The sequence below is a fragment of the Paraburkholderia panacisoli genome, from assembly GCF_008369935.1.
Classification (GTDB): domain Bacteria; phylum Pseudomonadota; class Gammaproteobacteria; order Burkholderiales; family Burkholderiaceae; genus Paraburkholderia; species Paraburkholderia panacisoli.
Genome location: NZ_VTUZ01000036.1, coordinates 18,157 through 35,645, shown reverse-complemented (window position 1 = coordinate 35,645; position 17,489 = coordinate 18,157). Strand labels below are relative to the sequence as shown.

General features: G+C 60.4%; 15 protein-coding genes and 1 pseudogene. 5 read left to right on the top strand and 11 right to left on the bottom strand.

Translation table 11 applies throughout. The features are described 5' to 3' along the window. Positions 1-168 precede the first annotated feature (168 nt). Positions 169-846 carry a YoaK family protein gene (locus tag FVF58_RS36740; protein WP_149674614.1) on the top strand — a complete coding sequence of 226 codons (678 nt, stop codon included), beginning with the start codon at positions 169-171 and terminating at the stop codon, positions 844-846. A gap of 149 nt (positions 847-995) precedes the next feature. Here the strand turns inward: FVF58_RS36740 and FVF58_RS36735 are convergent. The 9 genes and pseudogenes from FVF58_RS36735 to FVF58_RS36700 all read right to left on the bottom strand — a co-directional run bounded on the left by FVF58_RS36735 (position 996) and on the right by FVF58_RS36700 (position 11,204). Then, positions 996-2,327, bottom strand: a pseudogene (locus FVF58_RS36735) (IS4 family transposase). Positions 2,328-2,529: 202 nt separating this feature from the next. Next, on the bottom strand, positions 2,530-3,585 hold the full coding sequence (locus tag FVF58_RS36730) for an alpha/beta hydrolase (RefSeq protein WP_246217345.1): 1,056 nt from the start codon (positions 3,583-3,585) through the stop codon (positions 2,530-2,532). 66 nt (positions 3,586-3,651) lie between these two features. After that, positions 3,652-4,881 (bottom strand): MFS transporter, encoded by a 1,230-nt coding sequence (locus FVF58_RS36725; RefSeq protein WP_188131039.1) that lies wholly within the window; start codon positions 4,879-4,881, stop codon positions 3,652-3,654. 423 nt (positions 4,882-5,304) lie between these two features. Next, the gene (locus tag FVF58_RS51775) at positions 5,305-5,475 is read right to left on the bottom strand and encodes a hypothetical protein (RefSeq protein WP_188131038.1); all 171 of its coding nucleotides are present in this window, start codon (positions 5,473-5,475) and stop codon (positions 5,305-5,307) included. Positions 5,476-5,563: 88 nt separating this feature from the next. Beyond that, complete coding sequence (locus FVF58_RS36720; RefSeq protein ID WP_149674612.1) at positions 5,564-6,544, bottom strand: D-2-hydroxyacid dehydrogenase family protein; 981 nt, start codon at positions 6,542-6,544, stop codon at positions 5,564-5,566. 82 nt (positions 6,545-6,626) lie between these two features. After that, positions 6,627-7,988 carry an MFS transporter gene (locus FVF58_RS36715; protein ID WP_149674611.1) on the bottom strand — a complete coding sequence of 454 codons (1,362 nt, stop codon included), beginning with the start codon at positions 7,986-7,988 and terminating at the stop codon, positions 6,627-6,629. A gap of 50 nt (positions 7,989-8,038) precedes the next feature. Further along, positions 8,039-8,911, bottom strand: a complete 873-nt coding sequence (locus FVF58_RS36710; RefSeq protein WP_246217344.1) for an isocitrate lyase/PEP mutase family protein — start codon at positions 8,909-8,911, stop codon at positions 8,039-8,041. Positions 8,912-9,051: 140 nt separating this feature from the next. Continuing rightward, positions 9,052-9,939: an amidohydrolase family protein gene (locus tag FVF58_RS36705; protein ID WP_149674610.1), complete on the bottom strand. Its 888-nt coding sequence runs from the start codon at positions 9,937-9,939 to the stop codon at positions 9,052-9,054. 11 nt (positions 9,940-9,950) lie between these two features. Further along, on the bottom strand, positions 9,951-11,204 hold the full coding sequence (locus FVF58_RS36700) for an MFS transporter (RefSeq protein WP_149674609.1): 1,254 nt from the start codon (positions 11,202-11,204) through the stop codon (positions 9,951-9,953). Positions 11,205-11,327: 123 nt separating this feature from the next. Here FVF58_RS36700 and FVF58_RS36695 point away from each other — a divergent pair, with 123 nt between their 5' ends. Beyond that, a complete protein-coding gene (locus tag FVF58_RS36695) occupies positions 11,328-12,230 on the top strand; it encodes a LysR family transcriptional regulator (protein WP_149674608.1) in 903 nt (300 codons plus the stop codon). 186 nt (positions 12,231-12,416) lie between these two features. Here the strand turns inward: FVF58_RS36695 and FVF58_RS36685 are convergent, their stop codons facing one another. Beyond that, complete coding sequence (locus FVF58_RS36685) at positions 12,417-13,058, bottom strand: TetR/AcrR family transcriptional regulator (protein WP_223191195.1); 642 nt, start codon at positions 13,056-13,058, stop codon at positions 12,417-12,419. 72 nt (positions 13,059-13,130) lie between these two features. On the opposite strand from FVF58_RS36685, the gene FVF58_RS36680 reads away from it, so the two are divergent. From FVF58_RS36680 to FVF58_RS36675, 3 genes are all read left to right on the top strand, one after another. Further along, complete coding sequence (locus FVF58_RS36680; protein ID WP_246217343.1) at positions 13,131-13,571, top strand: isochorismatase family protein; 441 nt, start codon at positions 13,131-13,133, stop codon at positions 13,569-13,571. Continuing rightward, positions 13,513-13,710, top strand: a complete 198-nt coding sequence (locus FVF58_RS53295; RefSeq protein WP_246217342.1) for an isochorismatase family protein — start codon at positions 13,513-13,515, stop codon at positions 13,708-13,710. The genes FVF58_RS36680 and FVF58_RS53295 overlap by 59 nt, the downstream gene beginning before the upstream one ends. 547 nt (positions 13,711-14,257) lie before the next feature. Next, positions 14,258-15,181: a LysR family transcriptional regulator gene (locus FVF58_RS36675; RefSeq protein ID WP_149674605.1), complete on the top strand. Its 924-nt coding sequence runs from the start codon at positions 14,258-14,260 to the stop codon at positions 15,179-15,181. A gap of 53 nt (positions 15,182-15,234) precedes the next feature. On the opposite strand, the gene FVF58_RS36670 is transcribed toward FVF58_RS36675, so the two are convergent. Then, positions 15,235-17,379, bottom strand: coding sequence for an FUSC family protein (locus tag FVF58_RS36670; protein ID WP_425469003.1), 2,145 nt, complete (start codon positions 17,377-17,379; stop codon positions 15,235-15,237). Between the last annotated feature and the right edge of the window lie 110 nt (positions 17,380-17,489).

The following is a 17,489-nucleotide window of genomic DNA, read 5'->3' as shown; positions in this document are numbered from 1 at the left end:
AGGGCACGGAAAGGTTGACGTGTTTGGTCAGTTTGCGATGCGTCGTCAAATTCTTTTTCTACGCGAGATTAATGACATGGCGGTCGAAATCGTCGAGTCTGGAATTTATGCGCCGCTTCCACGCTCATTGTCCGCGTTCACCCGATAGCTTGCGCAGGAGCGAACACGATGGATCTCGATGAGGCAAGTAGAAGCCGCGGCGTCGCCGTACTCTTGACGCTGTCCGGAGGCTTTCTCGACGCGTATACGTACGTTGGCCACGGCGGTGTATTCGCGAACACGATGACGGGAAACGTGGCACTCCTCGGCATCAAGATAGCAGCTGGTGACTGGACCCAGGCGCGGCTGCACATTCCCCCGCTTGTCGCCTTTGTAATCGCGGTATTTATGGCTCACCTCCTGCGCCTCGACGCCGTCGCGAACTCGCTCCCGCGCCCCGCACTTGTCTGCCTTTTGCTTGAAATTTTCTTTCTGGCTGTAGCGGCTAGCGGTGTGTGCGGACGCTCAGAGCTTTGGCTGATCCCAGGTATCACATTCGTCGCTACGCTGCAGACCTTGTCCTTCACGCACATCGAGAATCTTACGTACACGTCTGTGATGACAACCGGAAACCTTCGCCGCGCAGCGAAGAAATTGCTCGAAGGACTGATCCCAAGATACGACAAGTCGGCTCTTCACGACGCGTCGCTGCTTGGAGCGGCAGGATTCAGCTTCTTCGCCGGTGCTGTGTTCGGGGGGCTCGCAACCAGACTGATACACGATGTGGCGTTATGGTTCGCAGTAGGGCTCCTCTTGGGCGCGCTACTGCGGATGGGGCTACTGGTACGCAGCAGCGCCAGCGCCTGACACTACCCGCGCTCAGCAAGCAGAGTCGCCGCAGCCATAGCGATCGAGGTCTCCGTCGACTCGCGGTATTATATTTCCGACTAACCGTTGCAAGACATCTTTGGCCGAAGAGCGCTGGCCTCTAAGACGCGGCCCTTTCAAGGTCTTGATCAAGATGTCCCGCCTTTGGCGCGTTTAAGCAGGCGAGCGGTACTGTGATGGGCACGGGCTACCGCCCCTTCGACATAGGGTACGGGTTTGCGGTTCTTGGGACCACGTCTGCGTGTGCGTACCTGAGCTGGATCGACGCCGCGTGCCAGCTCGAGCAGTTTGCAGGCAATCACATCGGGCGTCGCATCGCTCCAATGCGACCATTCGTTCGGCGGCAGTGCGATGAGCATGCCCTCATACTGGCCGCGAATCTGCACGGCAAGGTAATACGTCGAGACCTCCGGCGGCGGTGCGCCTGTTTCATCGGCTGCAGCATGCGCGGCTTCAACACTGCGCTTGAGCATGGCCAGCACGTTGTACGCCAGCAGCGCGACGGTAAAGCCCAGCAGCGCGGCACCTGGATGACCCAGGGAGCGGGATCTCGCTGTGCAGGACCGACTCGAGTCGCTGGAACACGCCTTCGATACGCCAGCGCTTGCGATAGAGTCGGGCGATCTCGTGTACGCCCACCGCGGCAGGCAGATTGCTCCAGAACCGGATCACCGTGTCGCCGGCCTCGGTGGGCTGGTCCAGTTGCAGTTCGATGCGCCGCCAGCCCTGCAGCCCCGACTTCAGGTCAATGCGTTGTTCACGTACCTGCCCGGTCTCGATGCGCGCAGCTTTCACCCACGGCCCACTGCTGGCTAGCGCCGGGCTGTTGCGGCCATGTTCACGCACGATGAAGCTGGCCTGCGCCTGATGCCAGCCCAGCAGGATCGCGCTGGTGCAAAAATTCCGGTCGGCCAGCCACAGCTCGCCCGGGTCGGCACACTTGAGCAGCGGGGCCACCGCGGAACGCTCCTGCGCGTGCGCGTCCTCAACCGCGATCAGATCCGTGACCAGACCCAGATCCGGCTCGTAGACGACTAGGGCGTGCCCGGGCAAGGCGGCGCCCCGCTGTTCGCGCAGCGCCGCCAGCCGTTCCTCACTGGCCGGCAGGTGATTGCCATCAAGCACCCGCACACGCCAGCCGGGCAGGCTGGCCTGGCCTGGCATGGCCAGGCCGCCAGCACCGGTTCCAGACGCTGTGCGCTACCCTGAACCAGGGCACGCAGGTTCGCGGGTTCGGTGCGGTTGACCTTCTCATACAGCGCGGCCAGCGACACCGGCAGGTGCTTCGTCTGCGTCGCGGCAGCGTGCAGCGACGGGCTCAGTCCCAGCGACACCAGCGTCATGAGCTCCACCACCGTCGAGAACAGCAATTCCCGTGGATATTGCCGTTGCCGGTGCTTGGTAAACACCTCGTCGATCCATTGCGGCGCGATGGCTCTCTGCAGTCCCAGGCGTGCCATCACGCATACCGGTGCCTGCTGCTCGAAACGCTTCATCACCTCTTCAAACGGCACTGATAATCATATAGCCGGCCTCGCGCCGTTCCTGTAGGACGGCTGGCGTAGAGTCAGGGTTGCGACACCGATGTGACGCACAGGAGGCCGGCTATATGATTATCAGAGCCGTCACGACGCCTACCGCCCTCCCGCGTGGCGCACCCACCTACCCGGCGCAGCGCGCGAGCCAGTCAACGATCAAGGCTGCGACCTCCGGGGCATTGCGGTCGTTCATCGGGAAGTGCGAATTGCCGCGAATGCCAAGGCCCGGCAGATCGAATACGTCGAACGGGTTTGTGGGGCCGGCATAGCGCACCGCGGCGGCGCAGTACGCGTCGGCCATCGCGCGATAACTGGACCAGACAGGATGCGGGCAAAGCGGCGACGGCGGCTCGAAATGGTCACCCCAGACGATAAGGTGCGGCGCGAGGGTGCGGGTGGGCGCGGCCGGCACACCGCCGGGCTCGATTGCAACCACAGCCGCGACGTGCCGTGCAGAGCGCTGAGCCGCTGCCATGGCGAACCCGCCGCCCTGACTATGGCCGATAACGATGGCGCGGCCGACCCAGGCAAGCAGCGCGTCGTAAGCCTCCAGTGTGAGAGGTTCGTGATCCGGCCAACGCGCCACCCACTGCTGCGAGAAGGCGTCAAATGCCTCGACCGGGAACTGCTGGCCGGCAAATGCGCGACGCAGGAGGGGATCGGTCGTGTAACCACCGACCGGACCAATGCGGAACATATGCCAGGCTTCCTCCCTCGTGCGAAACAGGGGCGGCCCTGCGTAGATTTCGGGGAATCGCGCCCAGGAGGCTCGACCGCGTTCGACCGCGTCGCAAACGAGAACGTCGTAGCCAGCTCTGAGCAACAACCACAACCATCCCACGTGGCCATCGGCAGTGCTCTCCCAATGGCTGCCCGTCATGCCGCCGCCATGCCAGAGGAGAATGGGCAACGCGTGGCGCGGCGCCGCGAGCCGGTATTCCTGGACATACATCTGCCCGACGCTGTAGTCGCCGTTCGGATCGACCGTACGCGGCACGCCTCCCATGACGGTGCGGCGCTGTTCAACGGGTAGCCCCGAGAGCCTGACCGTCCGGCCGCCCAGGAAGAAGCTGCGGATTGAACGCAGTTCAAGCGTGCCTGCAGTCGGATTCGGTTCGGAAAAAGTGATCGGGGGCGAGTCGATAGGCTGCCGCGGAAAATTGTGAAAGGTTTGGGCCATGGTGTAAGGCTTAAAAATTGACTACGTCACACACAAGCGCGAATCATTCCAGGCACCGCGCGAATGTCACACCGCGATCGCCGCTCCCGGCCGCATCGGCCAGTCGCGCTTGACAGCCTGCAATGCGACGAAACACAGTGCCGCCACCAGCAATGCGCCGATCATGAACAGAAAGCCGCCCGTGAACGACCCGGTCGCACCGACCAACCAACCGACGATGATCGGCGCAAAGAAGCCGCCGATCTGCCCACCGCAGTTGACGAAACCCGAGAACGCGCCGCGCAGGTTGCCGGGCGTCAGATCCAGCACCACCGACCACACCGGCCCGAAACCGCCGTACAGGAAGAACCCGGCTGCCGACAAACCGACGATGCTCGCCTGCGCAGTCGCGACGTTGTATGTCACATATAGGCAGACGGCCGTGCAAAGATAGATCGCAGCGATCAGCACACAGCGATGGCGGTACAGCACCTTGCTGCCGAGCCAGCCGAACACGAACATGCCGACCGTGCCGGCGAGGTACGGCACCGACGCGGCAAAGCCCAGCGCTTTCAGCTCGATGTGACGGCTGAGCGACAGATAGCTTGGCATCCAGCCAAGGTAGCCCCAGAACGCGATATTGAACGCCATGTAGGCGATCAAGATGAGCCACGATGTTGGCATACGCGTGACGTCGACAAAGCGGCCACTTTCTGCAGGCGCTTCGGCTCCCTCGCGGCTTATAGCCGTATCGCGCGACCGGCACGGAATCACGAAAAAGATCAGCAGCGCCATCACGAAGCCCGGTAATGCGAGCCAGCGGAACATGCCCTGCCAGCCGACGTGCGTCAGGAACCACACGGCGACCGGCGCAATAAACGCCGGCCCGAGTGCAAGCGCCGACAGGTACGCGCCGTTCGCGGCCGAGCGTTCATGCGACGGGAAATAATCGCCGATCAATTTGAAGCTCGCGCCGTTCGACAGGCCTTCGGCGGCGCCGAACAGCACCCGCACGATGGCGAGCGCAATGAAGCTCGCGACGAATCCCGTCATGCCGGTGAAAACGCTCCACAGAATCGGACTGGCGATTAGAAGGCTCTTCGCGCCAAAGCGGTCGGCCAGCACACCGCCGGGAATCTGCGCTACCGCATAGCCCAGGCTGAACGCGGCCAGCACGACGCCGAAGAGCGCCGGCCGTATCGATAGCTCTTTCATCATCGTCGGCGCGGCGATCGAGAGATTGATGCGGTCCAGATAGTTGACGAACTGGAGCATCCAGATCATCAGCAAAACCTTGTATTTGTCGCTGGAATTCATGTGTCCCTTCCAAGATTGTTTTGTGCCCTGGCGCCTCATTGGGACGCTAAAGTTTTCGCTGTAGTTTCGACGGCCGCTAGTACCCTGTCGACCTTGTGCTCGCGGTGCATCCGTGCGCCTCAACAAGCCGATATATCTATCAGGGATAGGTGGCGCAAGTCATACTGGCACGGGGTGGCACGTCGCCCACGAGCTTTTCACTGTTTCGGGCTTGCCGCGAGGACCAGTTGCAATAGCTTTGTCATCTGAGACTGCTTCATGCTCGGGAGGCCTTTTAGTTCGGTGTCGGAAACTGAGCCGGTGTTGTCCGGATAGTCCGTGTAGTTCAGGTAGACGACCACAATCCCCTTGTTAGGGAATATCACAAGGTTCTTTCCAAGCGTGCCTTTGGCGGTGTAGTGGGGTTCTGATACCCCTGGCCAGTCATCGATCCACCTCAATCTCTGTCAATTTTTGAGTGGACCAGCCCAGGTCTTCCGGACGGCCATGCGACCAGGATGCATCTGGATATAGCATTGGGCTTCCCCCTGAATATGCGCTGAGCGTGAAAGCGCTGATGACTGCCGCAACAGTTGCTTTTATGAATGTGTTCATTCATATTTCCTATGAAACGTTATTCATAGACTCAAAGTGGCTGATAAAGCCGGGGTGATTTACTCCTTGGGTGATGGTAGATTGTAGGCTAACGACGATTTTTTAACACTTCGGGATTCACAACATGCGTTGGATGGCCGTTTGAAAAGGCGACAATCTGATCAAAAATATCGGTAAATTGGATTTCAAATTCATCGCGCGATACATAGCCGATATGCGGCGTACAAACAACATTATCCATGTTGAGTAACGGATGTTTAATGTCTGGCACAGGCTCATCTTCGAACACATCCACGGCAGCCATTCCTGGGCGTCCTGCTTGTAGAGCCTGTACCAATGCGCCTGGTGTTACAAGTGCTGCTCGGCTTGTGTTGACGAACAGTGCGGTCGTCTTCATGTGGGCGAGATCGTCAGCGGTGACAATGCCGCGCGTTGCGTCGTACAATCGCATATGCAGAGAAATGACATCAGATGTTTCAAAAAAAGCCTGCTTACTTTCAGCAATTTCGTAGCCATCCTCTATTGCCTTCTTGAGTGATTCCGCGCGCGCCCATATCAACACTTTCATACCAAAGACTTTGCCATATCCAGCAACCACGCGCCCAATCCGGCCATAACCATAAATACCTAAGGTCTTCTCACGCAAAGTACTACCAGCACCGATTTGCCACTTTCCTGCCTTGAGAGCCGACATTTGCTGCGGAATCTGGCGCACACCGGCAAGCACTAAGCCCCACGTCATTTCTGCCGCAGCATAGTTAGGGGTATCAGCGTGCTGACTAGATGAGACGATCACACCGAGTCGTGTGCAGGCAACAATGTCGATGTGTGGATAAACGCTACGTTGGCTGATCAGTTTGAGATTGGGGAGGCGCTCTAATAATGCAGCCTGAATTTTGGTGCGCTCGCGATTCAATACTAGCACTTCGATCTCTTGTAATCGTTCAGCTAGCACATCAACATTTTGTACATGATCGTTCCAAATCTTGATTTCATGGCCTATCAATTTTTTAAAACAAGGTAGGGTGCGTATGGTGTCGTGATAGTCATCAAGTATTGCAATTTTCATTGGTCTTCTCTTCCTGAGTAAAGTGGACCCAGTAGTCAAGACAGTTTTTAACTGAGTTTAAACTGGGTCCGTTTTTGTCAGGCTACATCACGCATTCAATTGCTGCGATTTTTCGACAATTGGTTTCCGGCATCCGGATATAGACGAGAAGCGACACCGCCGCCCACGCGGTCACGTACCAATAAAAGTACTGTTCGTGACCGTTCGCCTTGAAGCGCAACGCGACGAACTCCGTCGTGCCACCGAGAATCGCCGTCGTCAGCGCGTAAGGCAAGCCGACTGCGAGCGCACGGATTCGCGCCGGAAACAGCTCGGTCTTCGCGAGCATGTGGACCGACGTGAAGCCGCTCAGCATCACGAGTCCTGCGAACGACAGCAGGAACGCAACGAGCGGATCTTTCGTGTGACTGAGCGCCGTGAACAACGGCACCGAGAAGAACGTGCAGCACACGCCGAAACAGATCAGCACCGGGCGCCGACCGAACACATCCGACGCGAGGCCGAACAGCGGCTGCAGCGGCAAATACAGCAGCAGCGCGCCGGCGGAGATAAGCGTTGATATTTCCTTGCTGAGGCCGACCGAATTGACCAGATACTTCTGCATGTACACCGTGTAGGTATAGAAGCCGACAGTGCCGCCGACCGTGATGCCGATTGCAAGCGCGAGCTGCCGCCAGTGCTGCAGCATCTGCTGGCCGACCGATGGCCCAGTTTGCCGCGCACTCTGTTTGAACGCTTCGGTTTCAGTGACGTTACGGCGCATGTACAGCGCAAACAGCGCGAGCGCACCACCGATCACGAAGGGAATGCGCCAGCCCCAACGCTCGATCTGCTGCGACGTGAATAGCACGTTCTGCATCACCAGCATCAACGCGAGTGCGACCAACTGTCCCGCCACCACGCTGACCTGCAGAAAGCCAAGATAGAAACCGCGGCGGTGTGGCGGAGCGATCTCGCTCAGATAGGTCGCACTGGTGCCGTATTCGCCCCCCATGCTCAAGCCTTGCAGCAACCGCGCGAGAATCAGCAGAACCGGCGCGAACACGCCGATCGTCGCGTAGCCCGGCGTGACGGCGATCATCAGCGAGCCGACGCACATTGCCGTGACGGACCAGGTCAACGCCGATTTACGGCCGCGCCGATCCGCATACAGCCCGATCAGCCAACTGCCGAGCGGCCGCGCCACATAACCGACCGCTGCGATCGCGGCGGTGTTCATCAACTGCACGGTCGGCTTGTCGCTCGGGAAGAACGACTTCGCGAAATAGATGGAGAAGATGCTGTATGCGAGAAAGTCGTACCACTCGATCAGATTGCCGGCCAGGCCGCCAACAATCGAGCGGATGCGTACTGGCGCCGCGGCGCTTTCTGCGCTGCCAGCATGCCGGGCGCTCGTGACAGCGGCCGCATTAACGTCGCGCGCGTCGCCTAGGTTGGGTGTCATTGCCATAAAGTCTCCGTGATTTTGTTGGTGTGATCAAATCGCGTTGCCGCTCACTTGCCTTTTGCTGCGTATTCGCGATCGAGTTGGTCGTACAACGGCTTGTTGACGAGGCGCTGGCGCTCGCTGAACGGCGCGACCAAGGTCGCGTCTTCGTCGAGTCGGCCGTTGCTCTTCAACGTGCCGAGCGCGCGCTGCATGCCGAGCACCGCGCCTTGCAGCGCCGCGTTCGTGTACAGCACGATGCCGTAGCCGAGCCTGGCGAGCGCTTCCCGCGATTGCACCGGTGTCTTGCCGCCGATCACGATATTGATCAGTTGCGGCTTGTCGAACAGCGACGGCAGGCGCTCGATGTCGGCAAGCGACTCGGTCGCTTCGATAAACAGAATGTCGGCGCCGGCCTCGATGAAGCGATGGCCGCGCTCGATCGCGTACTCGATGCCGTGGACCGCGGCCGCGTCGGTGCGCGCCATGATCTGCAGATTGCCGTCTTGTCGGCCATCGACGGCCGCGCGGATCTTGCCGACCATCTCGCTCGTGCTGACCACTTCCTTGCCGGAAAAGCGGCCGCATTTCTTCGGCATGATCTGGTCTTCGAACTGGATGAAGTCGGCGCCGCTGCGCTCGAGTACGCGCACGGTCTGGCGCACGTTCAGCGCGTTGCCGAAGCCGGTGTCGGCGTCGACGATCAGCGGCAACGCGACCGCGTCGCGAATCCGTGCGGTGTGTTCGGCGACTTCGGCCAGGCCAATGAAGCCGAGATCGGGCAGGCCGAGCGACATGTTGGTGACGCCCGCACCCGTGATATAGATCGCTTCTCGCATCATGGTAGGCGCTGCGCTCGACAGTTTGATGCGGTCGAGATAGTTGACGAACTGGAGTAGCCAGATCATCAGGAGTACCTTGTACTTCCCGGCTGTTCTCATAACTTCATCACCGTTTGACGTTCGGGTTGGGTGCTGCTCACGTGCGTTTCCGGCGATCTTGATAGATCGGTGAGATGGCTGAAATTTCCGTCGTTGTGATGTGCCGTTCCGGCGGATTGGCCGCCGCCCGGTCGAGGGGCTTATTCGAATCGATAAAGCGTGCGCGCCGAGCTGGTCAAAATAGACTCGCGCTGCGCCATGTCCGGAACCCACTGATCGAGTGCCCGCCGAGTAGCGTTGTAATCGACGATTTGCTGATGCTGCGTATGCGGCCAGTCGCTGCCCCAGATCAGTCGATCGGGTGTGTAAGTGTCGAGAATCTGGCTCGCCAGGGAGGTGCCCAACGCCGTGCCGTCATCGTTCGGCGCACTCCGGTAAGCCGCCGACAGCTTCACCCAGACGCGTCCCGTGGCAGCAAGCGACAGCAGGTATTGAAAGCCCGGATCGTCGGCAGCGGCGCGCGGATCGGGCCGGCCGAAGTGATCGACGACCACCGTGCAGCCCTGCTCGAGCAGCGGCCCGACAACGGTGTGCAAGTCCACCGCCTCACGGTGAACCTCGACATGCCAGCCGAGCGCGTTGACACGCGCGAACAGCTGCTGCCAGTCGGGCGCGGTCAGTTGAGGAAGTTTCAAGCCGACGAGATTCAATCGGATACCCACTACGCCTGTGCTATTGAGCAGTGCGAGTTCGTTATCAGTGACCGCGCAATCCACGACCGCCACTCCACGAAAACGTCGCGGATAGCGCTTCGCCACATCGAGGAAAAAGGAGTTGTCTGTACCGAGAAAACTTGGTTGCACGAGCACAGCGTGCGAGACACCGTTCGACAGCAGGTGGCCGGCGTAGGCATCGACCGTTGCGTCGTAATCCGGCGCGTGGCGACGCTGCTGCGCAAGCGGCAAACCGCGCACGAACACATGGGCGTGCGCGTCGATTGCGATGATCCGCAGATCTTTGGTGTGGTACCACTGGTCCGCCACCGTAGTGCCTTGGATCGGCATCGTTTGAATCTGTTCGTCGATCATGTGTTTCCCCGTTAGGCGCGGGTCGCGGCGTTGGCCGCTACCATCGCGATCGGGCGGTCCTTCGTTTCCGGCAGCATGAGAGCGGCCACGACCACGAGTCCATATGCAATGCCGGCATCGATGCCGAGCGCCGAGCCGAGCGGCATCGAGTTGCCCATGTGTCCGACCAGCACCGGAAAACCTGCCGAGACAATCCGTCCGAAGTTGTAGCAAAAACCGACGCCGGTGCCGCGAATACCTTGCGGATAGAGTTCGTTGAAAAGTGTGCCGAGCGTTGCGGGGATGCCGGCTGCAAAGAAACCCAGCGGAAAGCTGAGGAACAGCATGGCGGTGTCTCCCATCGGCAGGAAGACGTAGAGGTTGACCGTTGCGACGCAGCACACGGCGAAGAGGATCACGTTGAGCCGGCGGCCGATGCGGTCCTGGAGCCACGCGCTCACGAAGCAGCCGCAGATGAACGCCGTAATGACGACTGCAAGATAACCGCCCGTGCCGAGCACCGACAGATGCCGCTCGGTCTTGAGGTAAGTGGGCAGCCACGTAGTGATGGCGTGATAGCCGCCGTGCGCACCCACGCCGATCAGTGCGCCCATGATCGTCGTGCGGATCACCGACCGGTCGAAGATGCTCCTTACAGTGGGGAGCGCCTGCCTCGTCGACGCGCCAGGCATGACGGCTCGCGGTGGTTCGACCACATTGCGGCGCAGATAAAGCACGAGCCCGGCGGGGATCACGCCGATGCCGAACAGCAACCGCCACGCCCAATCCGGCGACACGAACGAGAAAACCAGCGTGTACAGAAGAACCGCGCCTGCCCAGCCGAACCCCCACGCGCTCTGCACAATGCCCATCGCCTTACCGCGATGCTCCGCGCGAATGGTCTCACTCAACAGCACCGCTCCCGCGGTCCATTCGCCTCCAAAACCCACGCCCTGCAACGACTTGAGGACAAGCAACTGTTCGAAGTTCTGCGCAAAGGCGCTGAGGAAGGTGAAGAGGGAGAACCAGACCACGGTGATCTGCAGCGCGCGCACGCGGCCGTACCGGTCCGATAGCATGCCTGCGAGCAGGCCCCCCAACGCACCGGCGACGAGCGTTGCGCCCCCGATCAAGCCCGCTTGGCCCTTGCCGATGCCCCAGGTCACGAGCAAGGTCGGGATCACGAGGCTGAACAACTGCGTGTCCACGCCGTCGAGCGCCCATCCGGCAAAGCAACTCCACAGGGTGCGCTTTTCCGGCGTCGATATGTCGCGGTACCAGTTCATCGTTGTCTCCAGAGTCTATTTTCCGTGACGACAATCGCTCGCTGCATCGCCCGTGGAGGCATTCTAGCGAGCACGTGGATAAACATATATGATGGAAATGATCAATTTTCATATCGTTTTAATATGGACACGCGCAACCTGAAGTACTTCCTCGCCGTCGCCGATGCAGGCAGCGTCACGCGCGCTGCTGAGCGCCTGAACATCGCGCAACCCGCGCTGAGTCAGGCGCTCACGCGTATGGAGAATGAACTGGGCGTCAAGCTGTTCAGCCGGACGCGGCGTGGCGCGGACCTTACCGCGGCCGGGCTGGCGATCGTCGAGGATGTGCGGATGAGCGTCGCGAGAATCGACGCCGCCTCGCACCGCGCTCGTGAGATCGGCGCACAACGAGCAGGGCGTCTGACGGTTGGTTTCGCGTCGGCGGCACTGTTCGAAGTGCTGCCGCGCGCTATTGCGGCGTTGCGCGCGTCGGTGCCGGATGTCGAGTTGGTGCTGCGCGAGATGAGCAATGCCGAGCAGGCGAGCGCGCTCGAGAAAGGGGAAATCGATATTGGCTTGCTGCATACGCCGGTGGCGGTCGCGGGCAAGATGCGGGAAAAGCTGATCGCGCGGGAGCAATTGGTCGCGGTGTTGCCGGAGACGTTTCCGTTGGAGGCCGGCGCGAGTGTGTCTTTACGCGAGCTCGCGCAGCACGGGCTCGTATGGTTTCCGCACGGCCAGTTGCCCAGCGTTCGCGCGGGCATCCTGAGCGCGTTCCGGCAAGCGGGTTGTGCGGTGGAGATCGTGCAGGACGCGAACCGGTCGCTGACCGTACTCGCGTGCGTCGCCGCGGGGTGCGGTGTGTCGCTGCTGCCGCGTTCGGTACGGGCGTTACAATTTAGCGGAGTCAGGCTGTGCGAGATCATTGATGGCGCCACGCTGCCGCGTTTCGAACTCAGCGCGATCTGGCCAGCACGTGCGAGACAGACGCTCGCTGACCGTTTCGCGGAACTGATTGAGCCTTACCCTGCAACCTCACTGGCGTAGACGTATGGCATCACGAGTCCGGCGAACGACAGCAGGAACGCAACGAGCGGATCTTTCGTGTGACTGAGTGCCGTGAACAACGGCACAGGACCGCTCGTTGCGCACCAGTCAGCGACCGAAACATCGGGTGGCACGGCACGTTCTGGCCGAGCTGCGCGGCGCACCCGCTCGAGAGCCGGCGACGCGCTATCTGGTGACTGCGATCGCCTCGTCCAGGTAAAGTCGCATGAGACCTTCCAGTTCGTCCATCACAGCTTTGCGACTGGCTATGGAGGTATCGCCGTTGATCGCGACGGCTGCTTTCATGATCTGCTGGATCACGGCGGCACGGACGGCGATCTCCGCAGGCTCCAGTTGCGGTGCCACTGCGGCCAGCACGGATGCGATTTCTCCGCGCAGACGTTCGCGGATGCTGATGGTACCCGGGAGAGCATCACTATAGGTCTCGGCTAAGGCCGCGAATGCCGGATGGGTCGCGCGGAATTTCACAAACGTTCTGGTCAACCGGCTCGCAAGAAGTGATACGTCCAAAGAAGGCGCAGCCTCGCGCAGCTTGTGGAACGTCTCTGCGAGCATGTTCACATAGCTTTCGAGCAACGCCCCCGCGATCTGATCCTTGGTGGGAAAAAACTGATACAGCGAGCCAATCGATGCACCCGCGCGCGCGGCAATCGCTGTCATGGTTGCTGCGTCGTACCCCTTGTCTGCGAATTCGGTGCCCGCTGCCTCCAGCAGCGACGCGACCCGCGCGTGACCGCGTGCACGCCGGGGGGCTTTCGCCTGGCCGCTTTCGGCACGCAATGTTCCGGTTGACTTTTGTGAGGCCATACTCATAAAATTGAAATGTGAGATAAACCTCACAATACACCTTTAGCTTGCTAAGTTCAACGGAAGGCAAACATGCTGCAGAAACTTGACCCCCAAACTACCGCGCTCGTTCTGATCGACCTCCAGCAGGGCATCCTTGGTTTTGGGAAGGCCCCTCGCAGCGCCGAGTCCATGCTGACCGCCTCGGCGAAGCTCGCGAAGCGCTTCCGGGAACTCAGTGCGCCAGTCGTGCTGGTGCGCGTGGGCTGGAGCCACGATTTCGGCGATGCGCTGAAGCAACCCGTCGACCGGCCTGCGACGCCTCCAGCCGGCGGACTTCCCCCGACGTGGTGGGACTTCCCCGAGGCGCTCGAAGCAAGCGAGCATGATCTCAAGATCACGAAGCGGCAGTGGAACGCAATTTCACGGCACCGAACTCGATTTGCAATTGCGTCGCCGAGGCATCAAGACCATTGTGCTCGGCGGAATTTCGACGAATATCGGTGTCGAGTCGACGGCGCGAGCCGGCTATGAACTCTATACACTCGTGCTCGCCGAGGATGCGATGAGCTGCGCCGCGGCCGAGCATCATCACGCTTCGGTTAATTACATTTTCCCGAGGCTTGGCCTGGTGCGACAGTCCGAGGACGTGATCAAGGCGCTCGCGAACTGACACCGGCCTACGAAAGGCCATGAGCCACACCATTGCGCAGCCGTTGACGGCATGGAAGGCGCGTCGATCGGTACACCTTCTCATCTGGAGCGACCGACACATCGGATCGAGTCAACCCGCGGCTGCTCCATTTGTGCACCGACCTATCCGTGCATTCGAGAAGGGCGGCAGCAGAGTGCGATGGTTTAGTGCAGGAGTCGCCGAGATGTTCAAATCAAGATCCGATGGACAATCAGTTAACCGTATAACCGCCGCTTCGCCGGCGCAAAAAAAGCCGTTACCAGGTCGTCGAGTCGGTGCTGTCGCACATCGGGGCTGCTATCGACAGCAACGCGCTTGTTCGCGCGTTGACTGCTCTTTTCCCGTTAATCGTGCTCACGCTGGTTTCCGGTCAGACGGAGTGGTTGCTCGTTTCGCTGGTAACGGCGTCGACCGCTAAATTAGCGAACATCAACAACGCGGTCGCTATCAGCCACGTGTTCTGTCTGGGTGATGTCGGCGAACGCGCGGCGCGATGCGGTCGTGAGCGTCTAAACTCGAGGGTTTTATGGACACACTAAAAAGTATGCGGGTGTTCGCTAGGGTCGTCGAAGCGGGCAGTTTCACCGCTGCGGCTCAATCGCACGACTCGACGACCGGCGCCATGTCTCGCGCGGTAGCAGATCTCGAAGCCCACCTGCGCACACGCCTGCTTAACAGGTCGACGCGGCGTCTTTCCGTCACGCCAGCCGGCGAGCGCTACCTGGAGCGTTGTCGGCAAATCCTCGCCGACCTCGACAAGGCAGAGGAGGAGGCGAGCGGCGCGCATGAGCGTCCCGCCGGCACGTTGCGATTGTTCAGCTTCGCGAGCATTGGGCAGCACTACCTGCTGCCGGCGATCTCAAGGTATCGAGCCCAGTACCCGGACGTGACGGTCGAACTGACAATGTCACAGAGCGCGCCTGATCTGTTCGGAGGCGGCAGCGATGTTGCCATAATTGGGGCTCCTTCGCTTTCTGACTCGGAGATGGTTTCTCACCTGCTCGGCTCGACGTGCGGTATCCTGTGCGCTTCGCCGCACTACGTGCGTTCGCGGGGTACCCCAGAGAAACCCGGCGATCTGGCGCAACATGAATGCCTGATATTGAACACGCCTGCTTTTCCACCGCACGAGTGGTTACTCGAAGGTCCCGGTGGCAGCGAATTGATTCTGGTTCGCGGCCCGTTGCAGGTGAATATCGCCGAATCGCTTGTGGTCGCCATTCGTGCGGGAATGGGTATCGGCATGCTGCCGCTGTATGCCGCCGTCGACGGTCTGCGCGACGGCACCCTGGTTCGCGTGCTACCCCATCACACGTTGCAAAACATGAATATTTACGCGCTCTACCCGTCGCGCAAGTTCATCGATGCGAAGACACGGACGTGGGTCGACTTCCTGCGCACCCATCTGCCAGAAGTCATTGCACGCGACAAGACACTGCTTGCCGGCTGACCGGCGATGAGCGCTAGAGATGGCCTCCACTCTCTTGAGGGCCGGCCGCGCGCTCAGCTCGCGTAAAAGGGAGCATCCCGGTCGAGCAGCGCACTTCGGATAAAGTGCAGATAGCTCAGAATCCGCTGCATTCGGTGACGTCTTTCGCTATTCTCATGCAGAGAGTTGCGCAAGGACTGCGCTATCCGGATCGCCGCGTCGACAGACGCCAGCGCATGCGTGAGCCTCCTCGTGTCTGGGTATTCGAACAGCTCCGCCAGATCTCGCCTGACCGCATCGATCGACGCGCTCCATCCCGGTTGCAGTTGCTCCGCGTAGGGTGCATCGAGCCCCTCGATACGAAGGTCGATTGCCGAGTGTCCAACTTCGAGGGTGACGAGCATCCAACACAGCGCATCGCGATGCTGTGCGGAGCGCTTCATCAGGATCATGCGCAACTGGAACATCATGTCGTGCGTGCTTGACTGGAACTGCTGATTGAGTCCGGTGAGCGCTCCCTTGCATACGAGCACTACTTGTCGCCGTAGATCGCGCTTGATCTTCTGGATCCGCCACGGCATCTCCGTGGGAAAAATCACGGTGAAAACCAGGCAGGAAACCAGCATACCTGCGACCGCCGCGATGCCGTTATTGATGAGGAGATCCGGCGCATAGACAATCACGTTGTCCGGCCCGGCAAGCAGGCAAAAGAACACACAAAAGCCAACGCCGTAGCCGGTCGTGCCGGGACGCATCGTCAGAAACGCACCGAACGCGAGCAGGGGCGCCAGCGCAACGCACAGCAGCGGAAAACCCTCGATGTTCGGATACCCATAACACGTGACCAGATACCCCACCACGGCCGCGAGTGACGCACCTGCGGCCATTTGTGCGGCGAGCTTTGGCGGGTTCGGCGATACCGAACTGAGGGCGCACGTTATCGCAGCCGCGATTACGGCCAGGCCGCCGCTCGGCCAATCGGTCGCAATCCAGAACGCCCCCACGCTTGCAACGGTCACCGCCGTACGCAAAAACGTGATCGCCACGACATAGACGTTGGTCTTGACGACGTATTTCGTCACCGATCGTTCGAGAACGTGGTTGTGGTCCGCCAGCGACGCATACGTCTGCGTATAGCGCAGGAATTCAACAACAAAGCGATACAGAAGCTCCATTGCCGTATCGAAGTCGAGCAATAATTCCGGCGCAGACGTCTCAAGCGAGCGCCGCGTTTCGCGGACAAGTTGTGGCAGCCGTGCCTTCAACGCACTGAGTTCAGCTGCCGCGCTCGCTGCACGGACCTCATCGGTCTTCCCTGGATCGTTCTGCCTGCCGAGCAAGCCTGAAAGCTCACGAAAGTATGGCGACGCTGCTTCAATGACCGGCTTTGCCTGCCCCGTATGCATGCGCTTTAACAACTGATGAAGCGCATGCAGTCTTGTACACGCGTCCATGAATTCGCTATTGAGCCGCGCCAGCCGTCGGCTTCGGACACGCATGTTCGGATCGTCGAACGAAGCGAAGCCACGGGCCGCTTCGAAGCCCACGATCTCATCGACCAGATCCGCGAATCGCGTTTCTAAAGCGCCGTTTCCCACCCGCTCGCCGAGCACGCTCGCCGCAAAGGCAGAAAAACTGGCATACCGGGTGCGCAGGGTGTGTTGCAGCGCGGTGCTCGATCGCAGCGGCAGCACCAGCGCGCTGACCGCGCCTGAACACAGAATGCCGATTGTCACTTCAGCGGCGCGTGTCAGTGCGGCCATAAACAGACCGTTTGGCTGCATGACCGTTGGGATACCAATCAGCGCGGTCGTGTACCCTGCGAGCACGAAGCCGTACCACCGGAAATGGCGATACCGGACTGCCGCAGCCGTGCAGGCACCGATCCATAACGTCAGCCCAAGCATGTATAGCTCGGGTTGTTGCACAAACACGCCGCCCAGCACTAACGCGGCGATCATCCCGACCGCTGTTCCAAAGACCCGATAGAAGCTCTTGGCCAGGACCATGCCACTCATCGGCTGCATCAGGACGAACACCGTCACCATGGCCGTGCGCGGACTCGGCAGCTCCAGCACCATCGCGATGCCCATCGCGAGCAACGCGGCCGTCACCGTCTTCAACAGGTGCAGCCAGACAAGACCGTCGCCAGCCATCCATTCCCTGGCAACTAACTTCGTCGCGCGCGCCCAGACCCACAATCGTGTAGATCCGGCCAGGGTTCGCCGCGCCGCTTTCCCGCTCCTCGTGAACACAGACTACCCCTTGTCTACAAAACTGAAACCGTCGGGAGTCGATGGCGGAGGTATCAATCCAGTCAAAACTGGCC